General features: G+C 58.1%; 22 protein-coding genes. 11 read left to right on the top strand and 11 right to left on the bottom strand.

Going from position 1 to position 25,379, the window contains the following annotated elements; all coding sequences use genetic code 11:
* The first annotated feature begins 48 nt into the window (after window positions 1–48).
* Complete coding sequence (locus CFA77_RS06515; protein ID WP_206992765.1) at window positions 49–972, top strand: Gfo/Idh/MocA family protein; 924 nt, start codon at window positions 49–51, stop codon at window positions 970–972.
* A 9-nt stretch (window positions 973–981) separates the two neighbouring features.
* Here the strand turns inward: CFA77_RS06515 and pth are convergent, their stop codons facing one another.
* Complete coding sequence (gene pth, locus CFA77_RS06520; protein WP_206992766.1) at window positions 982–1,584, bottom strand: aminoacyl-tRNA hydrolase; 603 nt, start codon at window positions 1,582–1,584, stop codon at window positions 982–984.
* Between the two features lie 86 nt (window positions 1,585–1,670).
* Complete coding sequence (locus CFA77_RS06525) at window positions 1,671–2,324, bottom strand: 50S ribosomal protein L25/general stress protein Ctc (RefSeq protein WP_206992767.1); 654 nt, start codon at window positions 2,322–2,324, stop codon at window positions 1,671–1,673.
* A 209-nt stretch (window positions 2,325–2,533) separates the two neighbouring features.
* Here CFA77_RS06525 and CFA77_RS06530 point away from each other — a divergent pair, with 209 nt between their 5' ends.
* The 4 genes from CFA77_RS06530 to CFA77_RS06545 all read left to right on the top strand — a co-directional run bounded on the left by CFA77_RS06530 (window position 2,534) and on the right by CFA77_RS06545 (window position 8,556).
* The gene (locus tag CFA77_RS06530; protein ID WP_206992768.1) at window positions 2,534–2,749 is read left to right on the top strand and encodes a hypothetical protein; all 216 of its coding nucleotides are present in this window, start codon (window positions 2,534–2,536) and stop codon (window positions 2,747–2,749) included.
* A gap of 124 nt (window positions 2,750–2,873) precedes the next feature.
* Window positions 2,874–3,140, top strand: coding sequence for a DUF4212 domain-containing protein (locus tag CFA77_RS17110; protein WP_242517509.1), 267 nt, complete (start codon window positions 2,874–2,876; stop codon window positions 3,138–3,140).
* Window positions 3,141–3,144: 4 nt separating this feature from the next.
* Entirely contained in the window at window positions 3,145–4,920 is a 1,776-nt protein-coding gene (locus tag CFA77_RS06540) for a sodium:solute symporter family protein (protein WP_206992770.1), read from the top strand.
* Window positions 4,921–5,067: 147 nt separating this feature from the next.
* The gene (locus CFA77_RS06545; protein ID WP_206992771.1) at window positions 5,068–8,556 is read left to right on the top strand and encodes a PAS domain-containing hybrid sensor histidine kinase/response regulator; all 3,489 of its coding nucleotides are present in this window, start codon (window positions 5,068–5,070) and stop codon (window positions 8,554–8,556) included.
* Here the strand turns inward: CFA77_RS06545 and CFA77_RS06550 are convergent.
* Window positions 8,529–9,164 (bottom strand): response regulator transcription factor, encoded by a 636-nt coding sequence (locus CFA77_RS06550; RefSeq protein WP_206992772.1) that lies wholly within the window; start codon window positions 9,162–9,164, stop codon window positions 8,529–8,531. The two genes, CFA77_RS06545 and CFA77_RS06550, sit on opposite strands and share 28 nt — an antisense overlap.
* A gap of 179 nt (window positions 9,165–9,343) precedes the next feature.
* Here CFA77_RS06550 and CFA77_RS06555 point away from each other — a divergent pair, with 179 nt between their 5' ends.
* Window positions 9,344–10,633, top strand: a complete 1,290-nt coding sequence (locus CFA77_RS06555; protein ID WP_206992773.1) for a DcaP family trimeric outer membrane transporter — start codon at window positions 9,344–9,346, stop codon at window positions 10,631–10,633.
* 37 nt (window positions 10,634–10,670) lie between these two features.
* Window positions 10,671–12,617, top strand: coding sequence for an acetate--CoA ligase (gene acs / locus CFA77_RS06560; RefSeq protein WP_206992774.1), 1,947 nt, complete (start codon window positions 10,671–10,673; stop codon window positions 12,615–12,617).
* A 4-nt stretch (window positions 12,618–12,621) separates the two neighbouring features.
* Here acs and CFA77_RS06565 read toward each other — a convergent pair whose 3' ends face one another.
* Window positions 12,622–14,226, bottom strand: a complete 1,605-nt coding sequence (locus CFA77_RS06565) for a stimulus-sensing domain-containing protein (RefSeq protein ID WP_206992775.1) — start codon at window positions 14,224–14,226, stop codon at window positions 12,622–12,624.
* Window positions 14,227–14,248: 22 nt separating this feature from the next.
* Window positions 14,249–14,713 (bottom strand): peptidylprolyl isomerase, encoded by a 465-nt coding sequence (locus CFA77_RS06570; RefSeq protein ID WP_206992776.1) that lies wholly within the window; start codon window positions 14,711–14,713, stop codon window positions 14,249–14,251.
* A gap of 109 nt (window positions 14,714–14,822) precedes the next feature.
* On the opposite strand from CFA77_RS06570, the gene CFA77_RS06575 reads away from it, so the two are divergent.
* Entirely contained in the window at window positions 14,823–15,302 is a 480-nt protein-coding gene (locus CFA77_RS06575; RefSeq protein WP_206992777.1) for a DUF3995 domain-containing protein, read from the top strand.
* Here the strand turns inward: CFA77_RS06575 and CFA77_RS06580 are convergent.
* The 4 genes from CFA77_RS06580 to CFA77_RS06595 all read right to left on the bottom strand — a co-directional run bounded on the left by CFA77_RS06580 (window position 15,247) and on the right by CFA77_RS06595 (window position 19,190).
* Window positions 15,247–15,882 carry an alpha/beta fold hydrolase gene (locus CFA77_RS06580; RefSeq protein WP_206992778.1) on the bottom strand — a complete coding sequence of 212 codons (636 nt, stop codon included), beginning with the start codon at window positions 15,880–15,882 and terminating at the stop codon, window positions 15,247–15,249. The genes CFA77_RS06575 and CFA77_RS06580 overlap by 56 nt on opposite strands.
* Complete coding sequence (locus CFA77_RS06585) at window positions 15,854–16,546, bottom strand: response regulator transcription factor (protein ID WP_034813738.1); 693 nt, start codon at window positions 16,544–16,546, stop codon at window positions 15,854–15,856. Before CFA77_RS06585 ends, CFA77_RS06580 begins: the two co-directional genes overlap by 29 nt.
* Window positions 16,547–16,705: 159 nt before the next feature.
* A complete protein-coding gene (locus tag CFA77_RS06590) occupies window positions 16,706–18,721 on the bottom strand; it encodes a S9 family peptidase (RefSeq protein ID WP_206992779.1) in 2,016 nt (671 codons plus the stop codon).
* A gap of 136 nt (window positions 18,722–18,857) precedes the next feature.
* Window positions 18,858–19,190: a helix-turn-helix domain-containing protein gene (locus CFA77_RS06595; RefSeq protein ID WP_206992780.1), complete on the bottom strand. Its 333-nt coding sequence runs from the start codon at window positions 19,188–19,190 to the stop codon at window positions 18,858–18,860.
* Window positions 19,191–19,338: 148 nt separating this feature from the next.
* On the opposite strand from CFA77_RS06595, the gene CFA77_RS06600 reads away from it, so the two are divergent.
* Window positions 19,339–20,223: a DUF4437 domain-containing protein gene (locus tag CFA77_RS06600; RefSeq protein WP_206992781.1), complete on the top strand. Its 885-nt coding sequence runs from the start codon at window positions 19,339–19,341 to the stop codon at window positions 20,221–20,223.
* A 52-nt stretch (window positions 20,224–20,275) separates the two neighbouring features.
* Window positions 20,276–20,941, top strand: a complete 666-nt coding sequence (nfsB, locus tag CFA77_RS06605; RefSeq protein WP_206992782.1) for an oxygen-insensitive NAD(P)H nitroreductase — start codon at window positions 20,276–20,278, stop codon at window positions 20,939–20,941.
* Between the two features lie 49 nt (window positions 20,942–20,990).
* Here nfsB and CFA77_RS06610 read toward each other — a convergent pair whose 3' ends face one another.
* Window positions 20,991–21,776 carry a hypothetical protein gene (locus CFA77_RS06610; protein WP_206992783.1) on the bottom strand — a complete coding sequence of 262 codons (786 nt, stop codon included), beginning with the start codon at window positions 21,774–21,776 and terminating at the stop codon, window positions 20,991–20,993.
* Between the two features lie 189 nt (window positions 21,777–21,965).
* Window positions 21,966–24,755, bottom strand: a complete 2,790-nt coding sequence (polA, locus tag CFA77_RS06615; protein WP_206992784.1) for a DNA polymerase I — start codon at window positions 24,753–24,755, stop codon at window positions 21,966–21,968.
* A 149-nt stretch (window positions 24,756–24,904) separates the two neighbouring features.
* On the opposite strand from polA, the gene CFA77_RS06620 reads away from it, so the two are divergent.
* Window positions 24,905–25,345, top strand: coding sequence for a hypothetical protein (locus CFA77_RS06620; RefSeq protein ID WP_206992785.1), 441 nt, complete (start codon window positions 24,905–24,907; stop codon window positions 25,343–25,345).
* The last annotated feature ends 34 nt before the right edge of the window (window positions 25,346–25,379 follow it).

Raw genomic sequence — 25,379 nt, forward strand, 5'->3', positions numbered from 1 at the left:
GCACTTGGCGATGCAGTGTCTTTAAGGTGGGAAGAGGGCTAATCTGTTATGACCACACTAAAAGTCGGCGTCGCGGGCGCCGGAGTTTTTGGAAACTATCACGCCCAGAAGGCCGCTGCGTCTGCCCGAACCGAGCTTGTCGGTGTTTACGACATCGATCTTGAGCGCGCGACGCGGATCGCCAGCCAGTTCGGCGCCAAGGGTTTCGACAATTACGAGGCATTTCTGGATGCGTGTGATGCAATCGTCATTGCGGTTCCGGCTATCTGGCATGAAAAGCTGGCGCGGCAGGCCATTGAGGCGCACTGCCATGTGCTCGTCGAGAAACCGCTGGCGCTGACCGGCAAGGCTGCGCGTGATCTCGCTGATGAGGCCGCGGCCCGCGGCCGTATCCTGCAGGTGGGGCATCAGGAGCGGTTTGTCGCGCGGGCAATGGGCGTGCTGGCGATCGAAGAGACACCCCTGCTGATCGAATCCGTCCGCGCCGGACCGCCGGCGCCAGACAATCGTGCAGGCGATGTCTCGGTCATCTGGGATCTCATGATCCACGATCTGGACCTTGCCGCGATGATGATGGGGAATGAGTTCACCGGCGTCATGGCGAGTGGCAAGCGGGTTCATTCCGACCATATCGACGAAGCAAACGCCCAGTTCACCTATGCGAGCGGTGGCGTGGCGCGTCTGATGGCCAGCCGGGCAGCGGAAGCGCGCCAGCGTTCCATGCACGTTGTCTATCCGTCGGGCGAGATCTCCATCGACTTCCTGACACGGCAACTGGTCAATACGACGCCATATGATGTGAGGGTAGAGATCGCTGCGGATCTGCCGGACCCTCTGGGAGCCGCTGATGAGGGTTTCTACGCAGCCTGCCTCGGTTTGGGGCGCAGCCCTGTTCCCGCGCATGGCACGGTCGGCGCTGTTGCCATGGCAGAAGCCGCTGAAAAGTCGGTACTGGCCAAACTCGACGACTAACCGACGGCGCTATCGGTTCTGTTTGGGATCGTGCTTTGGCGCTGGGGCAAGACGCATCACTTCGGTTTGGAAGCGTTCATCATTGCCGTCGGCGAGGAAAGGCAGCGCGTCGGAAATCGCCCTGACCAGCGGATCGAACCAGTCATGATCGGTTTTTGAGAAATCGGACAATACGTAAGGCATGACCCGCGACTTGTCGCCGGGGTGGCCGACACCAATTCGCACGCGGCGCACGTTCTCGCCGAGGTGGGCAATCATCGAGCGAACGCCATTATTGCCGGAATGACCGCCACCCTGTTTCAGGCGGACGCGGCCAGGCGCAAGGTCGATCTCGTCATGCAGGACAACGATATCTTCCGGAGAGAGCTTGTAGAACTGAGCCACTTTGGAGAGCGCACGCCCGGTCTCATTGTAGAAAGTCTGCGGCTTCACCAGCAGGGTCTTGATGCGGCCGGGGCCAATAAAGCCCTCCGCAATCTCGCTTTCGAATTTGGAGCGCCAGGGTTGGAATCCATGGGCGGCGTGGATCTCGTCCAAGACAAGAAAACCGGCATTGTGCCGGTTCTTCGCATATTTTTCGCCTGGATTACCCTGACCGGAAAGAATGAGCACGACTTGGCCTCCCTCTTCCGAATTAGCAGGGTTTGGCTGTGTGCCCAGCCCCAAAAGGCTGGACACACGAGACCATAACGTACCGATCAGTCTTCCGACTCTGCGTCAGCTTCGGCTGCTGGCTCTTCGCCTTCGGCCTCTTCACCTTCTTCCGTCGTGGTTTCGGTGGTTGCCGTACGGCCAGCGATCGTGGCGATCGTGAAGTCGCGGTCGGTGATGGTTGGCTCTGCATCGCCCGGCAACTTGATGTCGGAGATTTTCACATTGTCGCCGACTTCCAACTCGGAAACGTCTGCTTCCAGGGATTCCGGAATGTTGCCGGCTGGAACCAGAAGTTCGACCGTGTGACGCACCACGTTGAGCGTGCCGCCCTTCTTGAGGCCAGGGGAAACTTCTTCGCCGATGAAGTGAACCTGGACTTCGACCTTGATCTTCTGATCGCGGCTGACGCGGAACAGATCGACGTGCATGGGCTGATCGGAGACCGGGTGCATCTGGATCGCCTGTGGGATCACCATCTGCTTCTCGCCCTTGTGAACGAGTGTTGCAGTCGACGACAGGAAGTGACCGGTTTCGATGGCCTTGAGCACTTCGTTGCGCTTCAGGGAGATCGCGACGGGGTCTTCACCACCACCATAAAGAACGCCGGGCACGAGGCCTTCACGACGTGCTGCGCGGGATCCGCCGGTGCCTACGCGCTCACGCAGTTCGACATTGAAACTAATCTTGGATTTCGACATGGGGTTTCCTTTCGCCCTCGACTCCGCCTCTCCATCTTGGGATGAGGTAAGAAGCTGACACGAACGGCCTTGCGCCGCCGTTTCTGAAGGCGCGCGGATAGCCCATACCGTCCGGAATGGCAAGGGCACGGCGGCAGCCCCCTTAGACCAAAGTCCCCCCTGTCCGAAGTGCGTGGCGCGTGTATGCTCCGTTCTGGAGGATTCTGCCCGTGAAACATCATATCATGCTGGCGCTCGGCATACTGCTAGGGCTCGTCTTCGCCGTTCGGCTGGCCGTGGCCATACTCCAGCCGGGGCTGGGCTTTCGTGAAGTCTATCTCGCGGGTGGACTTGTCCTGTCGGCCTGGCTGATGCTGGGAGGGGTCGCGGAATGGCGCCATACTCATGCAACCGGCAAAGTGCGGCAGCCATCCTCAGAGGATTGATGGCGCAGGACCGGATGACCCGGATCATCGTCTTAGACCAAAGTTTATCTTTTCCATTCCGTCCGCTTCCGGCAGCCTGCAAGCTGCGGAACCCCGCACAGATAAAAATGTCAGGGAGGAAAAAGTGTCGGAACCAAGCAAGGAAATTGATGCGAAAGGGTATTGGCGGGATGTCATCCGCCTGACCCTCAGCCTGCTCGTCATCTGGTTTGTAGTGTCATACGGGGCGGGCATCCTGTTCCGCGACCTGCTGGACAATCTCTCGATTGGCGGTGCGCCACTCGGTTTCTGGTTTGCGCAGAATGGATCGATCTATGTCTTCGTCGGACTGATCTTCTACTACTGCCGCGCCATGAACCGTCTCGAGAAGAAATACGGCGTGGAGGCCTGAGACGATGGGACAGGACTTCTGGACATATTTCTGGGTTGTCGGCACGTTCGGCACCTATATCGCGATCGCCGTGTGGGCTCGGGCTTCGTCTACGGATGATTTCTATGTGGCCGGCCATGATGTTCACCCCACTGTCAATGGCATGGCAACGGCGGCCGACTGGATGTCGGCAGCCTCCTTCCTGTCGATGGCGGGCCTGATCGCCTTCCTAGGCTATGGCGGTTCGGTCTACCTTATGGGCTGGACCGGCGGCTATGTGCTTCTGGCGCTTTTGCTGGCGCCGTTCCTGCGAGAGTTCGGCAAGTTCACTGTGCCGGATTTCGTGGGGGACCGGTATTATTCGACCACGGCCCGATTGATCGCCGTGATGTGTGCCCTGTTCGTCTCGTTCACCTATATTGCCGGCCAGATGAAGGGCGTCGGCGTGGCCTTTTCCGGCTTCCTGGGGGTCGAGTTCAATACGGGCATCATGGTCGGCATGGCGATTGTGTTCGTTTATGCGGTTCTGGGCGGCATGAAAGGCATCACCTACACCCAGGTGGCGCAATATTGCGTGCTGATCTTTGCCTATACGGTTCCGGCGATCTTCATCTCCCTGATCATCACGGGCAATCCGATCCCGCAGCTGGGGTTCATCTCGAATGTGCGCGGCGAGGATGTGGCGATGCTCGAAAAGCTGAACACGGTGGTGCAGGATCTGGGTTTCCTCGAATACACCCAGACCAACAAGTCGATGATCGATGTCTTTGCGATCACCGGCGCGCTAATGTTCGGCACCGCCGGCCTGCCGCACGTGATCATCCGCTTCTTCACCGTATCAAGCCCGGGCGCGGCCCGTGTGTCGGCGGGGTGGGCGCTGGTCTTCATCGCACTGCTCTATACGACCGCACCTGCGGTGGCTTCATTCGCCCGTCTGAACTTCATCGATACAGTGAACGAGTCGACCTATATCGCGGATGATGCCGACTATGACGCCGAAGCGGCGGCGATCCTTGCGGCCGGCGGCAAGCCGACCCCGAAATGGTTCAAGGACTGGGAAAAGACGGGCCTGCTCGGCGTCGAGGACAAGAATGGCGATGGCATCATCCAGTACCGCGCCGGGGACGAAAATGAGGTCACCAAGCTGGATCGAGACATCTTCGTGATGGCCAATCCGTCCATTGCCAATCTGCCGGCCTGGGTGATCGGGCTCGTGGTGGCAGGCGGGCTTGCCGCGGCCCTGTCCACGGCGGCAGGCTTGCTCATGGTCATATCGTCATCGATCTCACACGATCTGTGCCGACGTACCTTCTTTACCGGCATGTCGGACAAGGACGAGTTGCGAGTGGCGCGGGTCTCGGCCGCCGGAGCCGTGATCCTGGCTGGAATCATGGGGATGAACACGGCCAAGCTGGGCTTCGTGGCGCAGGTGGTGGCCTTCGCTTTCGGACTGGCGGCAGCGTCCCTGTTCCCGGTCATCGTTCTGGGCATCTTCTGGAAGCGGATGAACCGGGAAGGCGCGATTGCGTCCATGCTGACGGGGCTCGTCTCGACCTTCAGCTACATCTACTACTTCAAGTTCGTCGACACGGATCCGGCGAACTGGTGGTTCGGTGTGTCGCCTGAAGGCATCGGCTTCCTGTTCATGTTCCTGTCCCTGGCTGTGGGGATCGTGGTGGCCCTTGTCACGGCCCCGCCTCCGCAGGACATCCAGGACCTGGTCGAGGACATCCGGGTCCCCGGACAGCGCTCGCCGCATGGCATCGCCGATCAGGACATGGCGCCGATCCCGGCAGAGTAGCGCGCCACTTCCCGGTGATTGCTGCGGGCGGCCTCCCTCTCCGGGCCGCCCGCTTTTTCATGCCTGCAGCAGAGGCTTTAGACAAAGGGCGCATTTGCCGGGGCGTCAGTACGTGTATGCTGGGGGAAGACGCATAGAGAGGTGTTCATGCCAGTCTGGCTGATCCTGGGCGCAACGACGCTCTACATGCTTGGATTGTTCCTGATCGCCTGGCAGGGCGACCGGCAAGCCACGCGGCCGGGCTTTGTCCAGCATCCGCTCGTCTATGCGCTGGCATTGGCCGTCTACTGTACCTCCTGGACCTATTTCGGCGCGGTTGGCACTGCGGCGCAAAGCGGGTGGGACTATCTGACCATCTATCTTGGCCCGACGCTCGTCTTCGTGGCATTTCCCGGCATCGTGCGCCGGATCGGCGATGTCACACAGCGAGAGGGCATCTCTTCCTTGTCTGATTTCCTGTCGGCCAGGTATGGCAAGAGCCGCGCGGTTGCTGCCGCTGCAACGCTGGCCGCCGTCGCAGGAAGTCTGCCCTATATCGCACTGCAGCTGAAATCCATCGGCATGAGCTTTCAGGCACTGGCATATGGCGCAGACGGCGCGATCAACACACCGACCAATGAAACAGTTCTGCTGACCGCTATTGTGCTGGCGATTTTTGCCATCCTGTTCGGCACGCGACAGTCGGACGCCACGCGGCACAATTCCGGCCTGATGCGCGTGCTGGCGTTGGAGGCCGTGCTCAAGCTCGCCGCACTGGTGGCTGTTGCGATCCTGTCGGTGTTCCTTCTGGTGCAGGGGGGCTTGCCGGATCGTGAATTGGCCACACAGCCCTTTGACCGCTTTTCCGTGTCGGAACGATTCCTGACCATGACGCTTCTGTCGACGGCGGCCATTGTCTGCCTGCCGCGCCAATTCCATGTCGCCATGATCGAGCGTCAGGGGCAGAAGGATCTTGATACGGCCAGATGGGTGTTCCCACTCTACATGTTGCTCACGAGTCTGGTCGTGGTGCCCATCGCGATGGCTGGTCTGAGCCTCTTCGGCGCGGCAGCGCAGCCGGATCTGTTCGTCCTGGATCTGCCTCTCGAACAAGGCAATGGCCTGCTGGCGACCCTCGTCTTTCTGGGCGGCTTTTCAGCTGCGACCGGCATGGTCATCATCTCCACTGTCGCCCTGTCCACCATGGTCACGAATGATCTGGTCGTGCCGGCCATCATGCAGTCCGGACGATTTGCCAGCCTTAGCGGAGATGCCGGATCAAGGATCGTGTCGGCCCGCCGCATCGTGATCGTGGTCGTGCTGCTTCTCGCCTATGCCTATTACCGCGTGGCGGGGACAGGTGCGCTGGCCCAGATCGGCCTCCTGTCCTTTGCCGCGGCAGCGCAATTTTCTCCGGCGCTGATCGGGGCGGTCACTTGGCGAGGTGGGCGTCGGTCCGGTGTCCTCGCAGGTCTGGTCGCGGGGATGGGGTTGTGGGCCTACACGCTCTTCCTGCCCGCCATTTTCGGGTATGATGCGATGGCCGCGCTTGTGCCGAGGGTTCTGGACCCGCATGCTCTGTTCGGATTGCGGATCGATGACAGTCTGACCCATGGCGTCCTGTGGAGCCTTGGCACCAATCTGTTCCTGTTCGCAATCGTATCGATACGATCACGGGAACGGTTGAGGGACCGGGTTCAGGCATCCGCCTTTGTCAGCGGCGATGAAGTGGTCGAGATCGCGGAAGGCGCGGTCGAGAGCCACGCCTTCCAGGTGTCGCCCAATGGCCTGAAGACACTCGCTTCCCGCTTTCTCACGCCGGAAGCGGTGGACCATGCCTTTGACCAGTTCGAGACTGAAACAGGTATTGTCGCAACCGGAGATGCGCCTGCGGACTGGAGACTGGTCCAGCGCACCGAGAAACTGCTCGCCAGCGCACTCGGTTCATCTTCGGCACGGGTCGTCCTTTCCTCGGCGATCGGTGGCAGCGATGTGGCCCTGCCGGATGTTCTGTCCATGCTGGATCACAAGACGCAGGCGGCCCGGTTTGAACGCCACATGCTGCAATCCATGCTCGAGAATGTCCCGCAGGGGATCAGCGTCGTGGATTCCGATCAAAGATTGGTAGCCTGGAATACGGCCTATGTGGATTTGTTCGATTATCCGGCGGACAAGGTGGGCGTCGGTGTTCCCGTGGCTGAACTGATCGAGCACAACATCCACACTGGCTGGATCGATGGGGATCCTGTCGAGGAGGCGCGCAGGCGCGTCGGACATATGCGATCCGGCAGTCCGTATACCTATGAAAGACGAAATCCGGACGGGCGCTACCTGCGCATCAGCGGCAACCCCATGCCGGGCGGCGGGTATGTCACCACTTTTGCTGACATTACCGACGACAAGCTGCGTGAACGCGCCCTGGTTGAGGCAAACGAGTTGCTGGAAAGCCGGGTCAAGACGCGAACCCGTGAGCTTGAGCAAATGGCAGAAGATCTCACCCTTGCCCGGAAAGAGGCGGAAGGCGCGAATGCGTCCAAGACGCGCTTCCTGGCTGCGGCGAGTCATGACCTGTTGCAGCCGCTGAACGCCGCGCGGCTGTATCTTGGATCGCTCATGGCTAGTGACACAGAATGTGATCTGGCGGCACGCGCGGACCGATCCATTCAGTCTGCAGATGAATTGCTCAAGGGATTGCTCGACATATCCCGTCTGGACCATAGCCAGGTCGAGGCAGTCCCCGTACGCCTTCCCTTGGGCCCGTTGATGGAGGACCTGGTCGACGAGGCGCTTCCGATGGCGCAGGCGGCGGGGCTTTCCGTGCGGCTGGCACCCACACAGCTGGCAGTGCTTGCCGATCCGGATTTTCTCAAGAGCATTCTGCGCAATCTCATCTCGAATGCCCGGCGATATACACAGTCGGGCGGAGTCCTTGTCGGGGCACGCCGACGCGGGGATGCGGTAAGGATCGAAGTTCACGATACCGGGCCTGGCATACCGGCAGACCGTCTGGAACGGATCTTCGAGGAGTTTCGTCGGTATGAGGATTCCGACAATACCGGCATTCGGGGAGCAGGGCTTGGCCTGTCTGTCGTGCGCCGTCTGGCTGGTCTGATGGGGGCGTCCATTGATGTGCAGTCGACACCGGGTCGCGGCAGCGTTTTTTCGGTGATTGTGCCAATGGCTGAATTGCATAGACGCCCGCGCCGGATGCAGTCGGCGCCGGTTGAGCCGGCTGACCGGGATCTGGTCGGCCTGCGCGTCCTGTTCGTGGATGACGAGCCTGCCATTGTTGACGGCATGAGCCGGTTGCTGAAAGGCTGGGAGTGTCAGGCGACCTGTGTCCGGACACCTGAAGAGGCGCTGGCTGCCATGCAGTCAGCGCAATTTGACGCAGTGATTGCAGACCTCAATCTCGGCGACGGGCAGAATGGACTGGATCTGCTCCTGGGACTACGCAAGCGGCTCGCCCATGCCGGCAATGTTTTATTGCTGACCGCAGCCACGTCCACCGCCGAATCGTCATCCGCCAGGACGGTCGGCTTTGCCATCCTTCACAAGCCGAGCAATCCGGCGGACATCCGCAAATTTCTGAAAGACTGTGCCACTGCCGGAGGGACGGAAAGCGCGGCTCAATCGGTCAGCGATGTGGCGTCCTGATAGATCAGCAAGGCCTGTGTGCGATTATTCGCCCCGAGCTTCCGGAAGATCGCTGTCATGTGCGCCTTCACCGTCGCCACGGAAATATCCATTTCATAGGCGATCTGCTTGTTGAGCAGGCCATCGGACAATCGGGCGAGCACGCGTCTCTGGGCGGGGGTGAGGCTGGCAATGCGTTCGGCGGCACAATTGGCTGGCAGGGACTTTCCGACACATTCCGGAAACCATTGCCCCCCATCCAGCGTCGTGGCGAGCGCCGCCGACAGGTCGTCCAGGGACATGCTCTTGGGGAGGTATCCGGCCGCACCGAGCATACGGGCCGTTTCAAAGGCTTCTGGCGTTTCCGTGGCGGATACAACCACAACGGGGCAGTCCGGCCTGGCAGCCCGCAGCCGGGTAAGGCCCTCGAACTCTGCCGAGTCGCCGAGATTGAGATCAAGCAGCACCAAATCCACGTCATCGGCCTGCAGGCGGGCCAGGGCATCTGAAAGACTGGACGCATGCGAGGCGGCGGCGCCAGCGGGATAGGCGCATTCCAGTGCGGTTTCCAGCGCGTCACGAAACAATGGATGGTCGTCCACGATCAGCACGCGCGGTGCCTGTACCAAGATATTCCTCCCCGAATCCGTGCCGCTTTTGCGGTCTGTGGACTTAACCAGAACCTGTGTAGTATGTCATGGATCGCGCCGCAGCGCACTACGACTTTTGTCGTAGCACCAATGGCTAATGGCGGCCCGAGCACAAGCAACGGATACTCCTTCTCATAATCAATATGAGGGAGGAATGCATGTCTCGTACTTTCAAGGCCCTGCTGTTGTCTTCGGCAGCTCTGACGACAAGTCTCGGCGCCGCTGCGGAAGCGGATGATCTTGAGTCGCGGATCGCAGCGCTCGAGGCCATGGTTTCCGAACTCAAATCCGAACTGGCCGCGACGCGCGCCGGGCATGAAGAAATCGTCCGCGTCCAGCCGGTCGCCGCCCAGCCGGAGGCCGCGCCTCCTCCTCCGACAGATGGATTCAGGGTCGGTGACACGACGCTGAAGTTCGGCGGCTTTGTGGATGCGGACGTGCATGTCACCTCGCTGAGCGATGGCACCATCTCCGGCAGTTCCATCGCGCGCGACTTTTACATTCCCGGTGCGACACCCATCGGTGGGAACGGAACAACGTCCACGGACTTTACTGCTGAATCCACTCGTTTCTTCCTGGCCGCATCCCGGCCTGTGGGCGACAAGACGCTGAGCGCGCATATCGAGATGGATTTCCTCGGATCGGGGCAGGGCAATGAACTGGTCTCGAACTCCTACTCGCCACGTTTGCGTCGGGCCTTCATGAAATATGGCAACTGGCTGGTCGGGCAGGAATGGTCGACTTTCCAGAACACGTCAGCCATTCCGGAAAGCGCAAGCTTCCTTATCCTGTCGGACGGCATGGTGTTCGTGCGCCAGCCGCAGATACGTTACACGCATGGCAACTGGATGTTTGCCGTCGAGAATCCGAACACGACAACCCTGAATTCGGGATCGCGGGACGAGAATCTCATCCCGGACGTCGTGGCCCGCTACAATATGAGCGGTGAATTCGGCAATGTCTCGATCGCTGGCATCGCGCGCCAGCTGCGGGCCGATTTCGGCACGGTCGAAGACGAAACCTTCGGATATGGCCTCAGCGTCTCGGGCCGCTTGAATGTTGGGGACACCGATGACATCCGCTTCAACCTGGTCGGAGGCGACGGGATCGGCCGCTATGTCGGGCTGGCCGCCAGCCGCTCGACGGCCCTCGACCCGAACGGGGAGCTGGAAGCGGTGCCCTCATATGGCGGGCTGATTGCCTGGCGCCACGCTTTCGGGGAAACGGCGCGGTTTAGCGGCGGCTATTCCGGCCTGTTCATCGACAATCCGGACTATCTGGCTGACACGGTGACATCGTCTGTCCAGTCGGTGTTCGGGGCCATTCTCTGGGACGTTGCGCCGAATGTGACACTGGGGACCGAATTGATGCACGGCCTCCGCGAGGTCGAAAGTGGAGCTGATGGCTCGATCACCCGGTTCACCTTCTCGACAAAGTATGCATTCTGAGGTGAGAACAGAAAACATGCCAGACGGAGAGCCTTTCATGAGCGACGCAGCGAAAACCTATCCAGTGCCGGCGGAGTTTGCAGCAAAGGCGAACCTGAGCCCGGAAACCTATCGAGAGATGTATGCCGCGTCGATCTCAGACCCGGAGGCTTTCTGGGGGGAGCACGGCAAGCGGCTCGACTGGATCAAACCCTACACGGTCGTAAAGGATGTCTCCTGGGAGACCGGCGATCTACATGTGAAATGGTATTCTGATGGTGTCCTTAATGTGTCGGCAAACTGCCTGGACCGCCACTTGGAAACGCGTGGTGACAAGGTCGCGTTGATCTGGGAAGGCGACGAGCCCGGCAACACCCACAAGATGACCTATCGCCAGTTGCACGCCGCGGTCTGCAAGTTCGCAAACGTGCTGAAAAAGATGGGTGTAAAAAAGGGCGATCGCGTCACGATCTACATGCCGATGATTCTCGAAGCCACATATGCGATGCTGGCGTGCACGCGAATTGGCGCAGTACATTCCATCGTGTTCGGGGGCTTCAGCCCCGAGGCATTGTCAGGGCGAATTACCGATTGCGACTCGAAATTCCTCATCACAGCCGATGAAGGCGTGCGGGGTGGTCGCCGTGTGCCGTTGAAGGTAAACGCCGACAAGGCCGCCGAGATTGCCGGAGGTGTGGTTGAGAAGATGTTGGTCGTGAAGCGCACAGGCGCTGAGGTCAACATGGAGGCGGGGCGGGACTATTGGCTGCACGAGGCTGCCGAGGGTATCTCCGCCGATTGCCCGCCCGAACCGATGAATGCCGAAGATCCTCTTTTCATCCTCTACACGTCTGGCTCAACGGGGCAGCCTAAAGGCGTGATGCACACCACTGGCGGTTATCTTGTCTGGGCGTCAATGACGCACGAGTATGTATTCGACCTCAAGGAAGATGACGTGTTCTGGTGTTCGGCAGATGTGGGTTGGGTAACCGGGCACACATATATCGTGTACGGACCTCTGGCAAATGGCGCGACAAGTCTCGTCTTTGAAGGTGTGCCGACCTATCCGGATGCTTCGCGGTTCTGGCAGGTGTGCGACGAGCAGAACGTTACCATCTTCTACACCGCGCCAACCGCCATTCGCGCACTGATGCGCGAAGGCGAAGAGCCAGTGAACAAGACATCGCGCAATTCGATCCGTTTGCTGGGCACAGTTGGCGAGCCGATCAATCCGGAAGCATGGGAATGGTATTTCCACGTCGTAGGTGAAGCGCGGTGTCCGATCGTCGACACTTGGTGGCAGACCGAGACAGGCGGGACCATGATTGTTCCGTTGCCGGGCACGACCGAAATGAAGCCGGGCGCCGGCAGTCATCCTTTCTTTGGCGTGAAGCCAGTGCTGGTGGACGCGGACGGTAACGAATTGGAAGGCGCGGCCGATGGCAATCTGCTGATCACGGATAGTTGGCCGGGACAAATGAGAACGGTCTACGGCGATCATCAGCGATTCATCGACACGTATTTTACGGCCTATCCCGGCACGTATTTTACCGGCGATGGCTGCCGCCGCGACGAGGATGGCTTCTACTGGATCACCGGCCGCGTTGATGACGTGATCAATGTCTCCGGTCATCGCATGGGTACCGCTGAAGTCGAAAGCGCACTGGTCAGCCATGATGCGGTCGCAGAGGCCGCTGTGGTTGGCTATCCGCATGATGTGAAGGGGCAGGGCATATATGCCTATGTCACATTGCGTCAGGGCGTCGAAGTGGATGATGCGCTGGTCAAGAATCTGATCCAGCATGTGCGCCAGGAAATCGGTCCGATTGCGAGCCCTGACCTTATCCAGATCGCGCCCGGTCTGCCCAAGACACGGTCTGGCAAGATCATGCGCCGCATCCTGCGCAAGATTGCCGAGAACGAGTATTCAAATCTTGGCGACACATCGACATTGGCAGAACCGGAAGTTGTCGATGATCTGATCGATAACCGAAAGAACCGGTAATGCCCTAGATCGCGGGAAGGTCTACAATGAACCGCGCGCCCCCTTCTGCGCGGTTTTCAGCCCAGACCTTGCCGCGATGGGTCGTGACTATCTGTTGTACGATTGAGAGTCCCAAGCCGGAATTGTTGCCAAAAGCTGTTCCAGCCGGGCGGTCCGTATAGAAACGGCTGAAGATCTTTTCCAGTTTGTCTTCAGGTATACCCGGGCCGCTATCCTCGATCATGATCCGCGCGATGGTTTGCGGGCCATCATTCGATTGGTCGACAATCACATTGACCTCTGCGCCAGGGGGCGAGAAAGAGCGCGCATTGTCTACCAGATTGCGAACAACTTGGCCGAGCGGGCCATCACGCCCGCGGACAAGCAGGCGTGCACCCATCGTATCATCTCGGAAATGAACCGATACTGATCGCTCCTCGCGGCTGAAGGCTTCATAGGTCTGCACGACATCGTGGACGAATCCGGCAATGTCCATTTGCTCCGTCGGCACCCGCGTCATTTCCGCTTCGATACGGGATGCGTTTGAAATATCTGTAATCAGACGGTCCAGTCGCTTCACATCCTGGGCGATGACTTGCCGCAGGCGTTCGAGCGCGACCGGATCATCCTGCACCCGGTCAGCGGTTTCGACGGCCGAGCGTATAGAGGTGAGGGGGTTCTTCAGCTCATGGGCCACGTCAGCAGCGAATTGTTCATTTGCTTCAATCCGTTCGAGCAATGCTTCGGTCATGCTTTGCATGGAGGCGGCCAGGTTGCCGATCTCGTCCTTGCGATTGGTCAGGGCCGGAATGTCGATCCGATCGGATGCGCCGGCCCGGATACGGTCTGCTGCAACCGATAGACGGCGCAGTGGGCGGGCAATACCAAGAGTCAGCAGGACCGATGTGACGAAAGCGACAAGAACTGCGACCCCGATGAAGGGGATGAGTGCAGCGCGTTCGGAGCGAATGATCTCATCAATATCATTCGATTCCAGTGTCAGGACTCCCACGACAGCAGACACACGCTGGATCGGCATGGAAACGGAAATGATCCGCTGGCCCCGGTCTGAAAAGCGCTGACTGGCCGCTTCCTGACCGCGCACGGCGATCTCGAATTCTTCCTCAAAGCTCTGAGCGACGAGCGCATCAGAACTGCGCCGGGGCATGATCGGGCCGAGCGTACGGCTTGCCCATTCCGACAGATTGGCACCTAGCCTGGCAAAACTGCTGGGCTCCTGTAGCGGCGGCAGGGCGTCAATGTCGACCCGCTCTGAAAGATAGAAGCTGTCGCCAACAAGTTCGCCATCGGGTGAATAGATACGTGCGCGCACCCGTTCGGGCAGGTTAAGGCGCACGATCGTCTGGCGCGCGGCTTCATCATCGAGCTTGGGGGCAGGCGTGGTTGCATCGTCGCCAAGCAAGCTGGTAAAAATCTGAGCTTGCGCAACAAGGTCCTGCTTCTTGGAGACAACAAAACCGGCACGCATTTCGTTAAGAACCATCGCGCCAATAATGAGGATGGCCAGTCCCGCCAAATTGGACGCGAAAATCAGACGTGCGATGCGTGAGCCGAAGATTTTCGACCCGTGGCGCGCAATCGCCTTTCGCCTGATTTTCCTGTCCGTCATACGGGATTCTGCCTGCCTGAGATCAGGCGTCGGCAGCCACTTTCATGCTGACAATCTTGTCAGGGTTCCGCGGTGGCTCTCCCTTGGCCAATTGGTCGATTACGTCCATACCTTCGCTGACCTGACCCCAGACCGTATATTGGCGGTTCAGGAAGCTGGCATCGTCAAAGCAGATGAAGAATTGGCTGTTTGCCGAGTTCGGGGCCGATGTGCGGGCCATGGAACATGTGCCGCGGACATGGGATTCGGCATTGAATTCTGCCTTCAGGTCCGGCTTGGAAGAACCGCCCATGCCGGTGCCTTGTGGACAACCGACTTGCGCCATGAATCCATCAATCACGCGGTGAAAGACGATGCCGTCGTAAAAGCCTTCGCGGGCCAGTTCCTTGATGCGTTCGACATGGCCGGGGGCCAGGTCGGGACGCAGGTCGATTTTTACCGAGCCTTTGGAGGTTTCGAGGAGAAGCGTATTTTCCGGGTCTGCCATGAAGTTATCCTATTGCTTGTGTTAGTCTCGTGTCTGGCTATTGAATGATGGAGGGAACGGCAAGTGGGCGGCGCATTTTACTGCCCCGCATTGCCGCAGGAGTGTCCGCATGATTGCACCGTTCATTTCACCTATTCTGGTGGCTGTGTTGTTCGTTCTCGGCTGTCTGCACCTGCTGTGGGCGTTTGGCAGCAATTTCCCGTGTGCGAATGAGCAGGCACTTGCCCGTGCGGTCGTGGGCCGTCGGGGTATAACCAAGATGCCGTCGGCATTTTCCTGCTTCATGGTAGCGCTTTGCCTGTTTGCGGCCGCCGTCCTGGCAGCTTGGCTGGGCGGGTACTTTTCTCTGCCGTTGCCGTCTGTCATCCAAAAAGGCGTGTTGGTCCTGGCAGGACTGGGAGCAGGGACGGTGTTTCTTGGGCGGGGTATCATCGGCGTCCTGCCAGCGTTCGAGCGCTCGTCGCCTGAATCGCCTTTTCTAACCCTCAACCGACGTGTGTATTCGCCGTTGAGCTTCCTGATCGGGCTGGGATTCATTTTACTTGTCCTGAGCTTGCCGAATTGGAGCTGGCGCCTCGGGATCGCTTAGGACTGTCCAGTTCGTTGATATGGTGGGCAGCGGACAGGCCGTCTTCACCGGGCGCCGACATCATTTGGGCGAAGGCGAAATGATTCAGATCGGCGACGATGCGCGTGTCGGCGGACGACAATCTTCGGTGCAGCGTGCCGCCGAACCATTGCCCCATCTCCTTCACCTGGTCCGATCGATTCGGATGACTTGGCCTTGCATCAACATGGATGATCCGACGGGCGTTGCGTGGAGTCGGAGGGGGATTCAGCCGGGATTTGGGAACTGGATCAACGCAGACAAGCAAATCTACCCGGCGCGGTTGGAGCGCCTTCAATACACGAAGCGCTGTATCGCCGCCCCAACTATGCCCGACCAGTATCAACGTGCGGCCGGCATCGGCGTGCTGACGGGCCAGATTGAGAATACGCCGCAACGCGTAATGCGGAAAATAGTGCGCATCATGATGGGCCTCATGCGCAAAGTCACGTTGCCGCGCTTCCGCATAAGCGGCCACGAGACGGGTGCGGGTATCGCCCGCCCCGCCGATATAGATCTCCGAAGTGCCGCGCCTATTCAGTGTAGCGGTAGCCGACGCCATACAGGGTCTCGATCGCATCGAATTCGTCGGTCACTTCGCGGAACTTCTTGCGAAGCCGCTTGATGTGGCTGTCGATGGTGCGATCGTCGACGTAGATCTGATCATCATAGGCGGCGTCCATCAGTTGGTCGCGGCTTTTGACATAGCCAGGGCGCTGGGCGAGCGCTTGCAGGATCAGAAATTCGGTGACGGTCAGGCGGACCGGATGTCCATCCCACGTACAGGCGTGACGGTTCGGATCAAGCGTCAACTTGCCACGCACGATTGGCTTCTGGTCACCTTCTTCAGATCCGGCCACGCCGCCGCGGGCACGCCGGAGCACGGCCTTGACGCGTTCCGCCAGCAGGCGATTGGAGCAGGGTTTGCGCACGAAATCGTCGGCGCCAATATTGAAGCCGATCACTTCGTCGATTTCCTCGTCTTTTGACGTCAGGAAGATGACTGGCAATTCGGAGGTCTGGCGCAGGCGACGCAGCAATTCCATACCGTCCATACGGGGCATTTTCACGTCCAGTATAGCGATGTCGGGCGGCGTCTCCGTTAATGCCGGGAGAGCCGTCTCACCATCATGGTAGGTGCGCACATCATAGCCCTCGGCCTCGAAGAAGATCTTCAGGGACGCAACGATATTCTCGTCATCATCCACCAGCGCCAATGTCGTCATCGCTCTATCCTTCTCAACCAACCCATATCCGTGAACGGGATCCGGTCGTCTTGCACTACGGTGTTCAAACATGGTTCGCGTCACGGCAAAAGCCCTCCTTCAATGCAATTGCAATGAAATCAAGGGATCAAGGCGAGCGAAGGCTCACATTACGGCATTTTAATGGAGATTGGCTCCATTGGTTGTCGGCGTTTTTGGTGCGGGCGGCATGCATTGCACCAGAAAGGCGTTCATCGCGACGAGCAAATCTGTGTTTGTATCATCGCTGTAAATCTGGTGGCCGGTATGATCCAGCAAGAGTATTTGAGCCTGTTTCCCAGCCTGTACCGCAGCATCATAGAACGCAGTGGTCTGATCCATGTGAACGATTTCGTCTTCCGTCCCATGAATCAGGAACACGGGTGCCTTGAGATATTCAATGTAGGATATTGGAGACCGATGCCACAATTCGGTCTCATCATCGCGTCCATTGTTCATGCGTTGTGTCCAGATACTCCGAACGAAAGCGTCCACTGCGTCTGAGGGGTCGTACTGACGTAGAATTCGCGGAAGATCACTCACCCCTGCATAACTTATCGCGCATTGGTAGGCATCGGGAGTCATGGTTGCGGCTGCCAGTGCAGCGTAGCCGCCATAGGACGCGCCCACGATGCTTCTTGGCTGGTCTGGACTCACCAGCCCGGCTTGTTCGAGGGCGTGTACTCCGTCCGCAATGTCTTGTTGCATTGCTCTACCCCACTCGCCGTGCCCCAGACGCTCAAATGTTTGGCCGAAGCCACCAGAGCCGCGAAACTGGGGTTGAAAGACTGCGTATCCGCGATGCGCAAAATACTGGGCCCATCCGTCCCAATCCATCACGTCTCGAGACACAGGACCGCCGTGAGGCATGACGATTAGCGGAGCGTGACCTGGTGAACGTGTGGAGGGTGTGAAATATCCCCGCAATGCAAGGCCTTCAGAAGTCTGGTAATCAACCCGTCGCGGCATTGATGTCGTACTGAGATCGATATGAGGCCGCGCGTCTGAAATCTTGCGAAGTCTTTTCAGGTCATTGCGCAAAACATAATATGCTCCCGGATTGATTGGGGAGCTGACATATATCACCCAAGCCTGCCCATGCAGACTCATGTCGAATACGGACCAGTTGGCTTCATCAGGAAGCGCAGAGTCGATTGCTCGTCCCAGTTTGGCATCTTCTGGTGTGAACCAGTGCTTTTCGAGCTTGTCCTTCCAGAGTGCGGAGTAGAGCAGGTCATCAGACCCGCGTCTTTTGCGCGCGGAGCTGAGATCGTACTCGGAATCGCTGAAGAGTTGTTTGCCGAATTGACCAGTGTGGAGATCGAATTCGTAGAGGCCGGCATGCTCTGCGTCTGCGGGCCGGGACACGACGATAAATTTGTTGTTCTTCGAGGAATAGGAAACCGGATAGAATCCTTCATTGAGAGGATCGTGTTGAAATCTCAGTGTCCAGTTCCGACCGCCATCCTGGCTTGAATAGTATTGGTGAAGTCCGCCGGATTTGCTTTTTTCTATCCGCATTACGGGACGCATCGAGTCATCCAGAAGCCACGTCAGGGTTCGCGAATTCGCTGTATCCAGCAAACGCTGCCTGCCTGTGTCCACATTGATGGAAACAAGCTCAACAGATGCTTTTTTGTGTATGGCCAGAGTGACTTCGCGACGTTCTGCATCGCTCGCAATGAGCTTTGGTGAATCGATCTCCTTGTCGAGGTTTCTCTTTCTGCTGGCTGCGAGGACTTTCTTTTCACCCGTTTCGGGGTTGATGGTCAGAAATACTGAGCGTGATTTGAACTTGTCTCCGGAAACGGTGAACTCGACGGCGCTCGACAGAATAGTGTCATCGAATGGCCATGATACCCAATCATATAGCCAGTTCACGGATTTACTGTAATACGTGTAGGTCTGCTTGATCTCTAATCGAGTGTCGCCGGTGGCGCTGTCCTCAACCATGATCTCGTCCCACCCGAACTTCTGGACGATATCATCCTGGTGGCCCGTCTTCAAAAGAACGAGCGCTGTGCCGTCCGGAGAGACGGCAATGTCGCGCAATTCCGCTTTTCCAACATATGCAGCTGGATAGTCAGCGAAAACATTCGCGCTGCAAGCAAATGAAAGCACAAAACATACTAAGAGCTTGAATAGTATTGGATGCATTCCCGGCCTTCTTCTTTAGTGAATCGTCTCAAGGCTAAGGTCAGGAATGCAGGATTGCAATTTCAAATTGCTTCAAACTATACGGGGGGTGGAGTGCTTCAAATTGCTCGTACTTAAATGGCCAGCCTTTGAATACTTAGCTGGTCATGACATGTGTCTCGCCCCAGTCTTTCAGTGCGTTGAGGATCGGACGCAGGGTTTCGCCCTTTTTGGTCAGGCTGTACTCCACCTTTGGCGGGACCACTGGATAGACCTCACGATTGACGAGGCCGGCATCTTCAAGCTCGCGTAGCTGCTTGGTCAGCATACGTTGGGTGACGTTGCCGACATCACGTTGCAACTCGTTAAACCGTTTCACGCCGTCCAGCAGGTGAAACAGCGTGACGCCTTTCCACTTGCCGCCAATCACTTCCAATGCAGCTTCCACGGGGCAGCCGCCGGAGCAGTCATACTTTTCAAAGCGGGTCATGTTCTACAGTATACTTTCTGTGCGTATAATCCAAAATTGTGCGTACTTGTGAAATTGGTTTGTATGAATAAATCGGGGGGCGTCAACCAATTGAGCCCACATCCCGTAACGCAACCTGCTTTCCAATCACCCTTCGAGAGACCCAAGAATGGCCATGTCCCTGACTGAAACCTTACGCAAAATCCCCTTTGGTGCGTTGAGCGCGCTATTGTTCGTATCTGCTGGCGCTGGATGCGCCAGCGCGCCGGATATTTCTCGCGCTGTGTCAGGGGCGGATATCGTCCCGGTCTCAGCGGTTGAATGGGGCCCGCTCAACCCGGCGCGGGGCGATGCAAGTCCACGGGCCGGAACGCTTTGGGGGGATCGCACCTCCACCGGTGAATCCGGTTTCCTCGTTCAGTTCAAGGAAGGTTTCTCGTCTCCGCCCCACATTCACAACGTGACATATCGCGGGGTCGTGATTGAAGGGGTGGTCCACAATGACGATCCGGGAGCGGCCGATATGTGGCTGCCGGCCGGCTCATTCTGGACTCAGCCGGCGGGTGAGGCCCATGTCACGTCGGCCGGTGATGCGTTCAACATGGCCTATGTCGAGATTGATGACGGTCCATATCTCGTAAAACCTGCGGATGAGTCCTTCGATTCGGGCGAACGTCCGGTGAGCTTTGATCACACCAATCTCGTTTGGCTTGATGCCTCAGACATTACCTGGATCGACCGGGACGGCGGCGCGAAAATTTCGTTTCTTTGGAACTCCCCGGAAAACAATGGCGCACAAGGCGCACTGGTCAAACTGCCGGCTGGGCAGGCCGCCCGCCTGCGCAGTAATCAAAGTGACCTGCGGGTTGTGGCGATTTCTGGCGCGCCAGAAGTGCACCTGAAGGGCAAGGCGGAATCGGCGCCCCTTGCGCCGGGTAGCTATGTCGGCCTTGAGGCCAACACAAGCGATAATCTCGCCTGCGGCGCGGACGCGGATTGCCTTTTCTATGTCCGGTCCGAAGGCGAATTCGAAATCGTCTCTACAAAGAGCTGATCAATCCCCCTCCCGAAACTTTCCATTTTTCCAAGTATCAAAGGACCCTCCCATGAAACATGATATCACTCACTACGCCAAGGCCCGTTACACGACGAAGGCCTACGACCCCAAACGTCGTATCTCTGACGAGAATGTGGAAAAGCTGAAAGAGCTGTTGCGGTTCAGTCCATCAAGCACGAATATCCAGCCTTGGCATTTCATTCTCGCCTCAACACCGGAAGGCAAGGCGCGCGTTGCCAAGGCAACAGAGAAGTACCCCTTCAACCGCCCCTCGATCCTGAACGCTTCGCATGTCGTGGTGTTTGCCAGCCGCCTTGCCGTGGATGAAGACTATCTCCAGCATGTGCTCGAACAGGAAGACAAAGATGGTCGCTTCGATGTGGACAAAGACACGCACAAGCCCGCCATGCACGGTGGCCGGTCAATGTTCGTGAACCTCCATAAGCAGGACTTGAAGGATGTCCAGCACTGGATGGATAAGCAGGTCTATCTGAATATTGGCCAGTTCATGTTGGGCGCAGCCACCTTGGGCATAGACTCCACGCCGATGGAAGGCATTGAAACGGCAGTGCTCGACGCCGAGTTCGGCCTGCGCGAGAGGGGCTTCTCCTCGCTCGTTGTTGTGCCGCTCGGATATCACGATCCTGAGCAGGACTATAACGCCTCGCTCCCGAAGTCCCGCCTTCCATATCCGGATATTCTGACAGAGGTCTGACCTGTTCGCCGTCCCGGTTGCTCACCCGCGCCGGGGCGGCGACGCAACTTTATTGGTCGTGCATTGATATAAGCCTGTAGGTTCGCAATGATCCATCCTCGTTTCGTTTCATGATGCGGATGCCCTTGCCGATGGAGACGCCGGAATTATCCAATGAGTCCCAGCGCAGATTGTAGGATATCAGTGACATTGCGTAAGGTGCGGTGCCTTCTATTCTGTGTGACGCCGTTTTTATATAGTCAAAACTGGGCCAGCCAGACGTATAGTCTTCAAGGAATTCCTTGATGGCCTCCTGCCCAACTCTCGGTCCACTGTCATGTGGGTACATAACGGCATCTTCTGAGTAGACATGGTAGAGAATGTCGGATTGCTGTCTTATCATCGCAGCATCATTGTACAGGTTGACGGCGAGGTGATCGAACGCCGCGCCGGAATCGACTGGGACTGATGGCGTGAAGGCCAGATGTATGCCAGGCAGAGTGTCGAACATCGTGGTTTCCCGGATTTCCGTGTACACGCTGTCGAAATTCCAAGCTTGTGCGATCAGCACATAATCGCCAGCCGCACTTTCTTCCCAGATATCGAAGTAGTGCCCGGATACTTCCTTCGCCTCAGCGGACTGCGCTGCAGTATAGTTCAGAGTGAACGCGCCGATGTCCACTTTTAGCATGTCGATCGGAATTGTCTCGGTGAGGGTTCTGTCAAACAAATTGATGTCGATGCCGTCAAACAGCGTCTCGTAGTACAGGGCCGCATGGTCCGGTCCGGTCATTGTCTTCTGGTATTCCGGCATGATCCGGACTTCAGGTCCGAACACTGTGGTTATTGCGGACAAGTCCTCACTTTCCACTGCGCGCTCAATCTGAGCCCTGAGTTTGGATAAATCCACCTCCGCTGTCGCTGCGCCCCCCATGCATGCTGCGATCATTCCGACTACGATGCTGCGAACCATGTTTTGCTTCCCGTCTGACGGGAACGCTAACATAGAGGAGAGGCCCTAAGTGTGAAAACTTGTTTATGTTCTTTAGTGCGCCTCGGCCCAGTTGCCGGCGGCGCGCGCGTCGACAACCAAGGGTACAGATAGCTGAAGTGACGGTCCGGCGGCTCCCTGCATGGTGGTCTTCACGGTTTCGATCAATTTGTCGGCCTCGGCCTCCGGGCATTCAAAGACGAGTTCATCATGTACCTGAAGCAGCATACGCGCAGACAGGCCTGCTTTGGCCAGTACATCTGGCATGCGGATCATGGCGCGTTTGATGATGTCGGCAGCGGATCCCTGAATGGGCGCGTTGATGGCCTGGCGCTCAGCAAAGGAGCGCTGTGGTCCTTTGGACTTGATGCCAGAGAGATTGATTTTCCGTCCGTAGGCGGTGGTAACGTATCCATGCTCCTTGGCGAAAGCTTTGGTCTCGTCCATGTATGCGCGGATTCCGGGGAAGCGTTTGAAATAGGTTTTTATGTACTCGCTGGCTTCGCTCTGGGGAATGCCCAGCTGGCGTGCGAGGCCGAAGCCGGAAATGCCGTATATGATACCAAAATTGATCGCCTTTGCCTGACGGCGGACCATGGGGTCCATGCCTTCGATAGGCACACCAAACATTTCGCTGGCCGTCATGGCATGGATGTCGAGGCCTTCCTTGAAGGCGTCCTTCAGCGCATCAATATCGGCTATATGCGCCAGGATACGTAACTCGATCTGGCTGTAGTCCGCGCTGACCAGAACATTGCCCTTTTCGGCGACAAAGGCTTCGCGGATCTTGCGGCCCTCCTCGGTGCGAACGGGAATGTTTTGAAGGTTCGGATCTGTGGAGGACAGGCGACCAGTTTGGGCAACCGCCATCGAGTAACTGGTATGCACGCGCCCTGTGTCGGGATTGATCGCCGCTTGCAGTGCTTCGGTATAGGTCGACCGGAGCTTGGAGAGGGTTCGCCAGTCGACGATCGTGCGGGGCAGGCCATGGCCTTCTGCAGCGAGCCCTTCGAGCACGTCGGCGTCCGTCTGCCATGCGCCGGTCTTGGTCTTCTTGCCGCCCTCAAGACCCATCTCGTCGAACAGGATTTCCCCGAGCTGTTTCGGGCTGCCGATATTGAATTCGCGGCCAGCCTGTTCATACGCTTCGGCCTCAAGCGCAGCCATGCGTTGGGAAAAATCGGATGACAGGCGCGAGAGGTGATCGCGGTCGACCTTGATCCCCTCCTGCTCCATATGGGCGAGGACGGGGACGAGCGGGCGTTCCAGCGTTTCGTAAACCGTCATGACCTTTTCCGTGCGCAGCTGGGGCTTGAAAACCTGCCACAGGCGCAGGGTGATGTCGGCATCCTCGGCGGCGTATTCTGTCGCCTTGTCCAGCGCGATCCGATCGAACGTCACCTGCGACTTGCCCGTTCCGGCAATCTCCTTGAACGGAATAGTGTTGTGCTGCAGGTATCGCTCCGACAGTGTGTCCATGCCGTGATTGTGCTTGCCCGCATTCAATACGTAAGACAGCAACATCGTGTCATCAATCGGCGCGACATTGATGTTGTGCGTGGCGAAGACCGAGAGGTCGTACTTGATATTCTGCCCGATCTTCAGGATCGCCGGATCTTCGAGCATCGGTTTCAGAGCGCGCAGTGCATCCTGCATGCGGATCTGCCGTGGCGGATCTGCGCCAAACATGTCTCCGTCGCCCGCATTGTCTGGATCGACATGCGCGAGCGGGATGTAGCAGGCTTCATTCGGTGCGAGCGCCAAGGATATGCCGACAAGGTTGGCCGCGATGGAATCGAGGCTGTCGGTCTCAGTGTCAACTGCAACATAGCCCTGTTTGGTGGCGCGTGTGATCCACTCTTCCAGCTCTTCGAAATCGCGGATGCAGATGTATTTGCTGCGGTCGATCGGATCTTCTGCGGGCTGGGCGGACTCCAAGGTACCTTCGAGTTCCATCATTTCCCGCACGCGCCGCGTGATGGTGCGGAATTCCATTTCTTCCAGGAAATTGATCAGCGTGTCTGGGTCCGGATCCTGCACGGCGAGGTCTTCGAGCGGTACGTCGAGCGGCACGTCGTCTTTGAGCGTCACCAATTGCTTGGATATGCGGATGAGATCGGCATTGTCGATCAGGGTCTGGCGGCGTTTTGGCTGCTTGATTTCTTCAGCGCGCGCGAGCAACGTGTCGAGGTCGCCATATTCATCCAGCAGCTGGGCCGCAGTTTTCACGCCGATTCCGGGGGCACCGGGTACATTGTCGACGCTGTCTCCGGCAAGTGACTGGATGTCGACGACCTTTTCCGGGCCGACGCCGAACTTCTCAAAGACCTGTTCACGACCCATTGTCTTGTTCTTCATCGTGTCGAGCATGAGGACGGTATCGGAAACAAGTTGCATCAAGTCCTTGTCAGATGAGACGATGGTGACGCGCGCGCCTTTCGCCTCGGCCTGACGCGCATAGGTGGCGATCAGATCGTCGGCTTCGAATCCTTCCTTCTCGATGGCATGGGCCGCGAAGGCTTCGGCGGCGCGGCGCACGAGCGGGAATTGGGGGCGCAGTTCTTCCGGGGGGTCCGAGCGGTTCGCTTTGTACTGGTCGTACAGTTCATTGCGAAACGTGATGGAGGATTTGTCGAAGATGCAGGCGAAATGGGTGGGCCGCTCGTCGCCCTTCAGATCTTCCAGCAGCTTGAACAACATGTTGCAGAACCCGCTCACGGCGCCGATTGGCAAATCATCGCTGGCCCGGGTCAGAGGGGGAAGGGCGTGGAAAGCGCGAAAAATGTATGCGCTGGCATCTACCAGGTAGAGGTGGCTGTCCTTGTTGACGGGGGCAGTGGCCATGGTTCGGGAATCCTTTGCTGGCCGAATGTGTAGCCCGTGTCATGCGCGACGTCACCCATCCGGAAGGGGGTATTGCACCCTCACCTATAGGGATTTGCCGAATGCGCCGTCGCAGCGTAAACTTGCGCGTACAATTCTGGGAGGGAAGCATGAGTGAAACACTGGAACCACAAGCCGCCGGTACGCCTTGGCATCTCTGGGTCGTGGGTATTCTTGCGGTACTGTGGAACGGATTTGGCGCGTTTGATTACACCGCCACAGTGACCCATTGGGCGCCGTATATGTCGAACTTCACGGAAGAGCAGCGAGCCTTTTTCTATTCGTTTCCAGTCTGGCAGTATGTCATCTGGGCATTCGGCGTCTGGGGCGCGTTGATCGGATCCATTCTGCTCCTGTTGCGCAGCCGGTTTGCCGTTTGGGCGTTCTTGATATCGCTGCTGGCCGCGCTCGCATCCATGGTTCATGGGATGTCGCTGAAAGATGTTCCGGAAGGAGCTTCAAATCCCGCGTTTGCGGCAGTCATCATCCTGATTGGTGCCTTGTTGCTTGCATATGCGTGGCGGATGACGCGACGCGGAGTCTTGCGCTAGCCGGAATTCGACCTAGCCTCCCGGTCAAGACATG

The sequence above is a fragment of the Hyphomonas sp. KY3 genome (assembly GCF_017309975.1).
Taxonomy (GTDB): domain Bacteria; phylum Pseudomonadota; class Alphaproteobacteria; order Caulobacterales; family Hyphomonadaceae; genus Hyphomonas.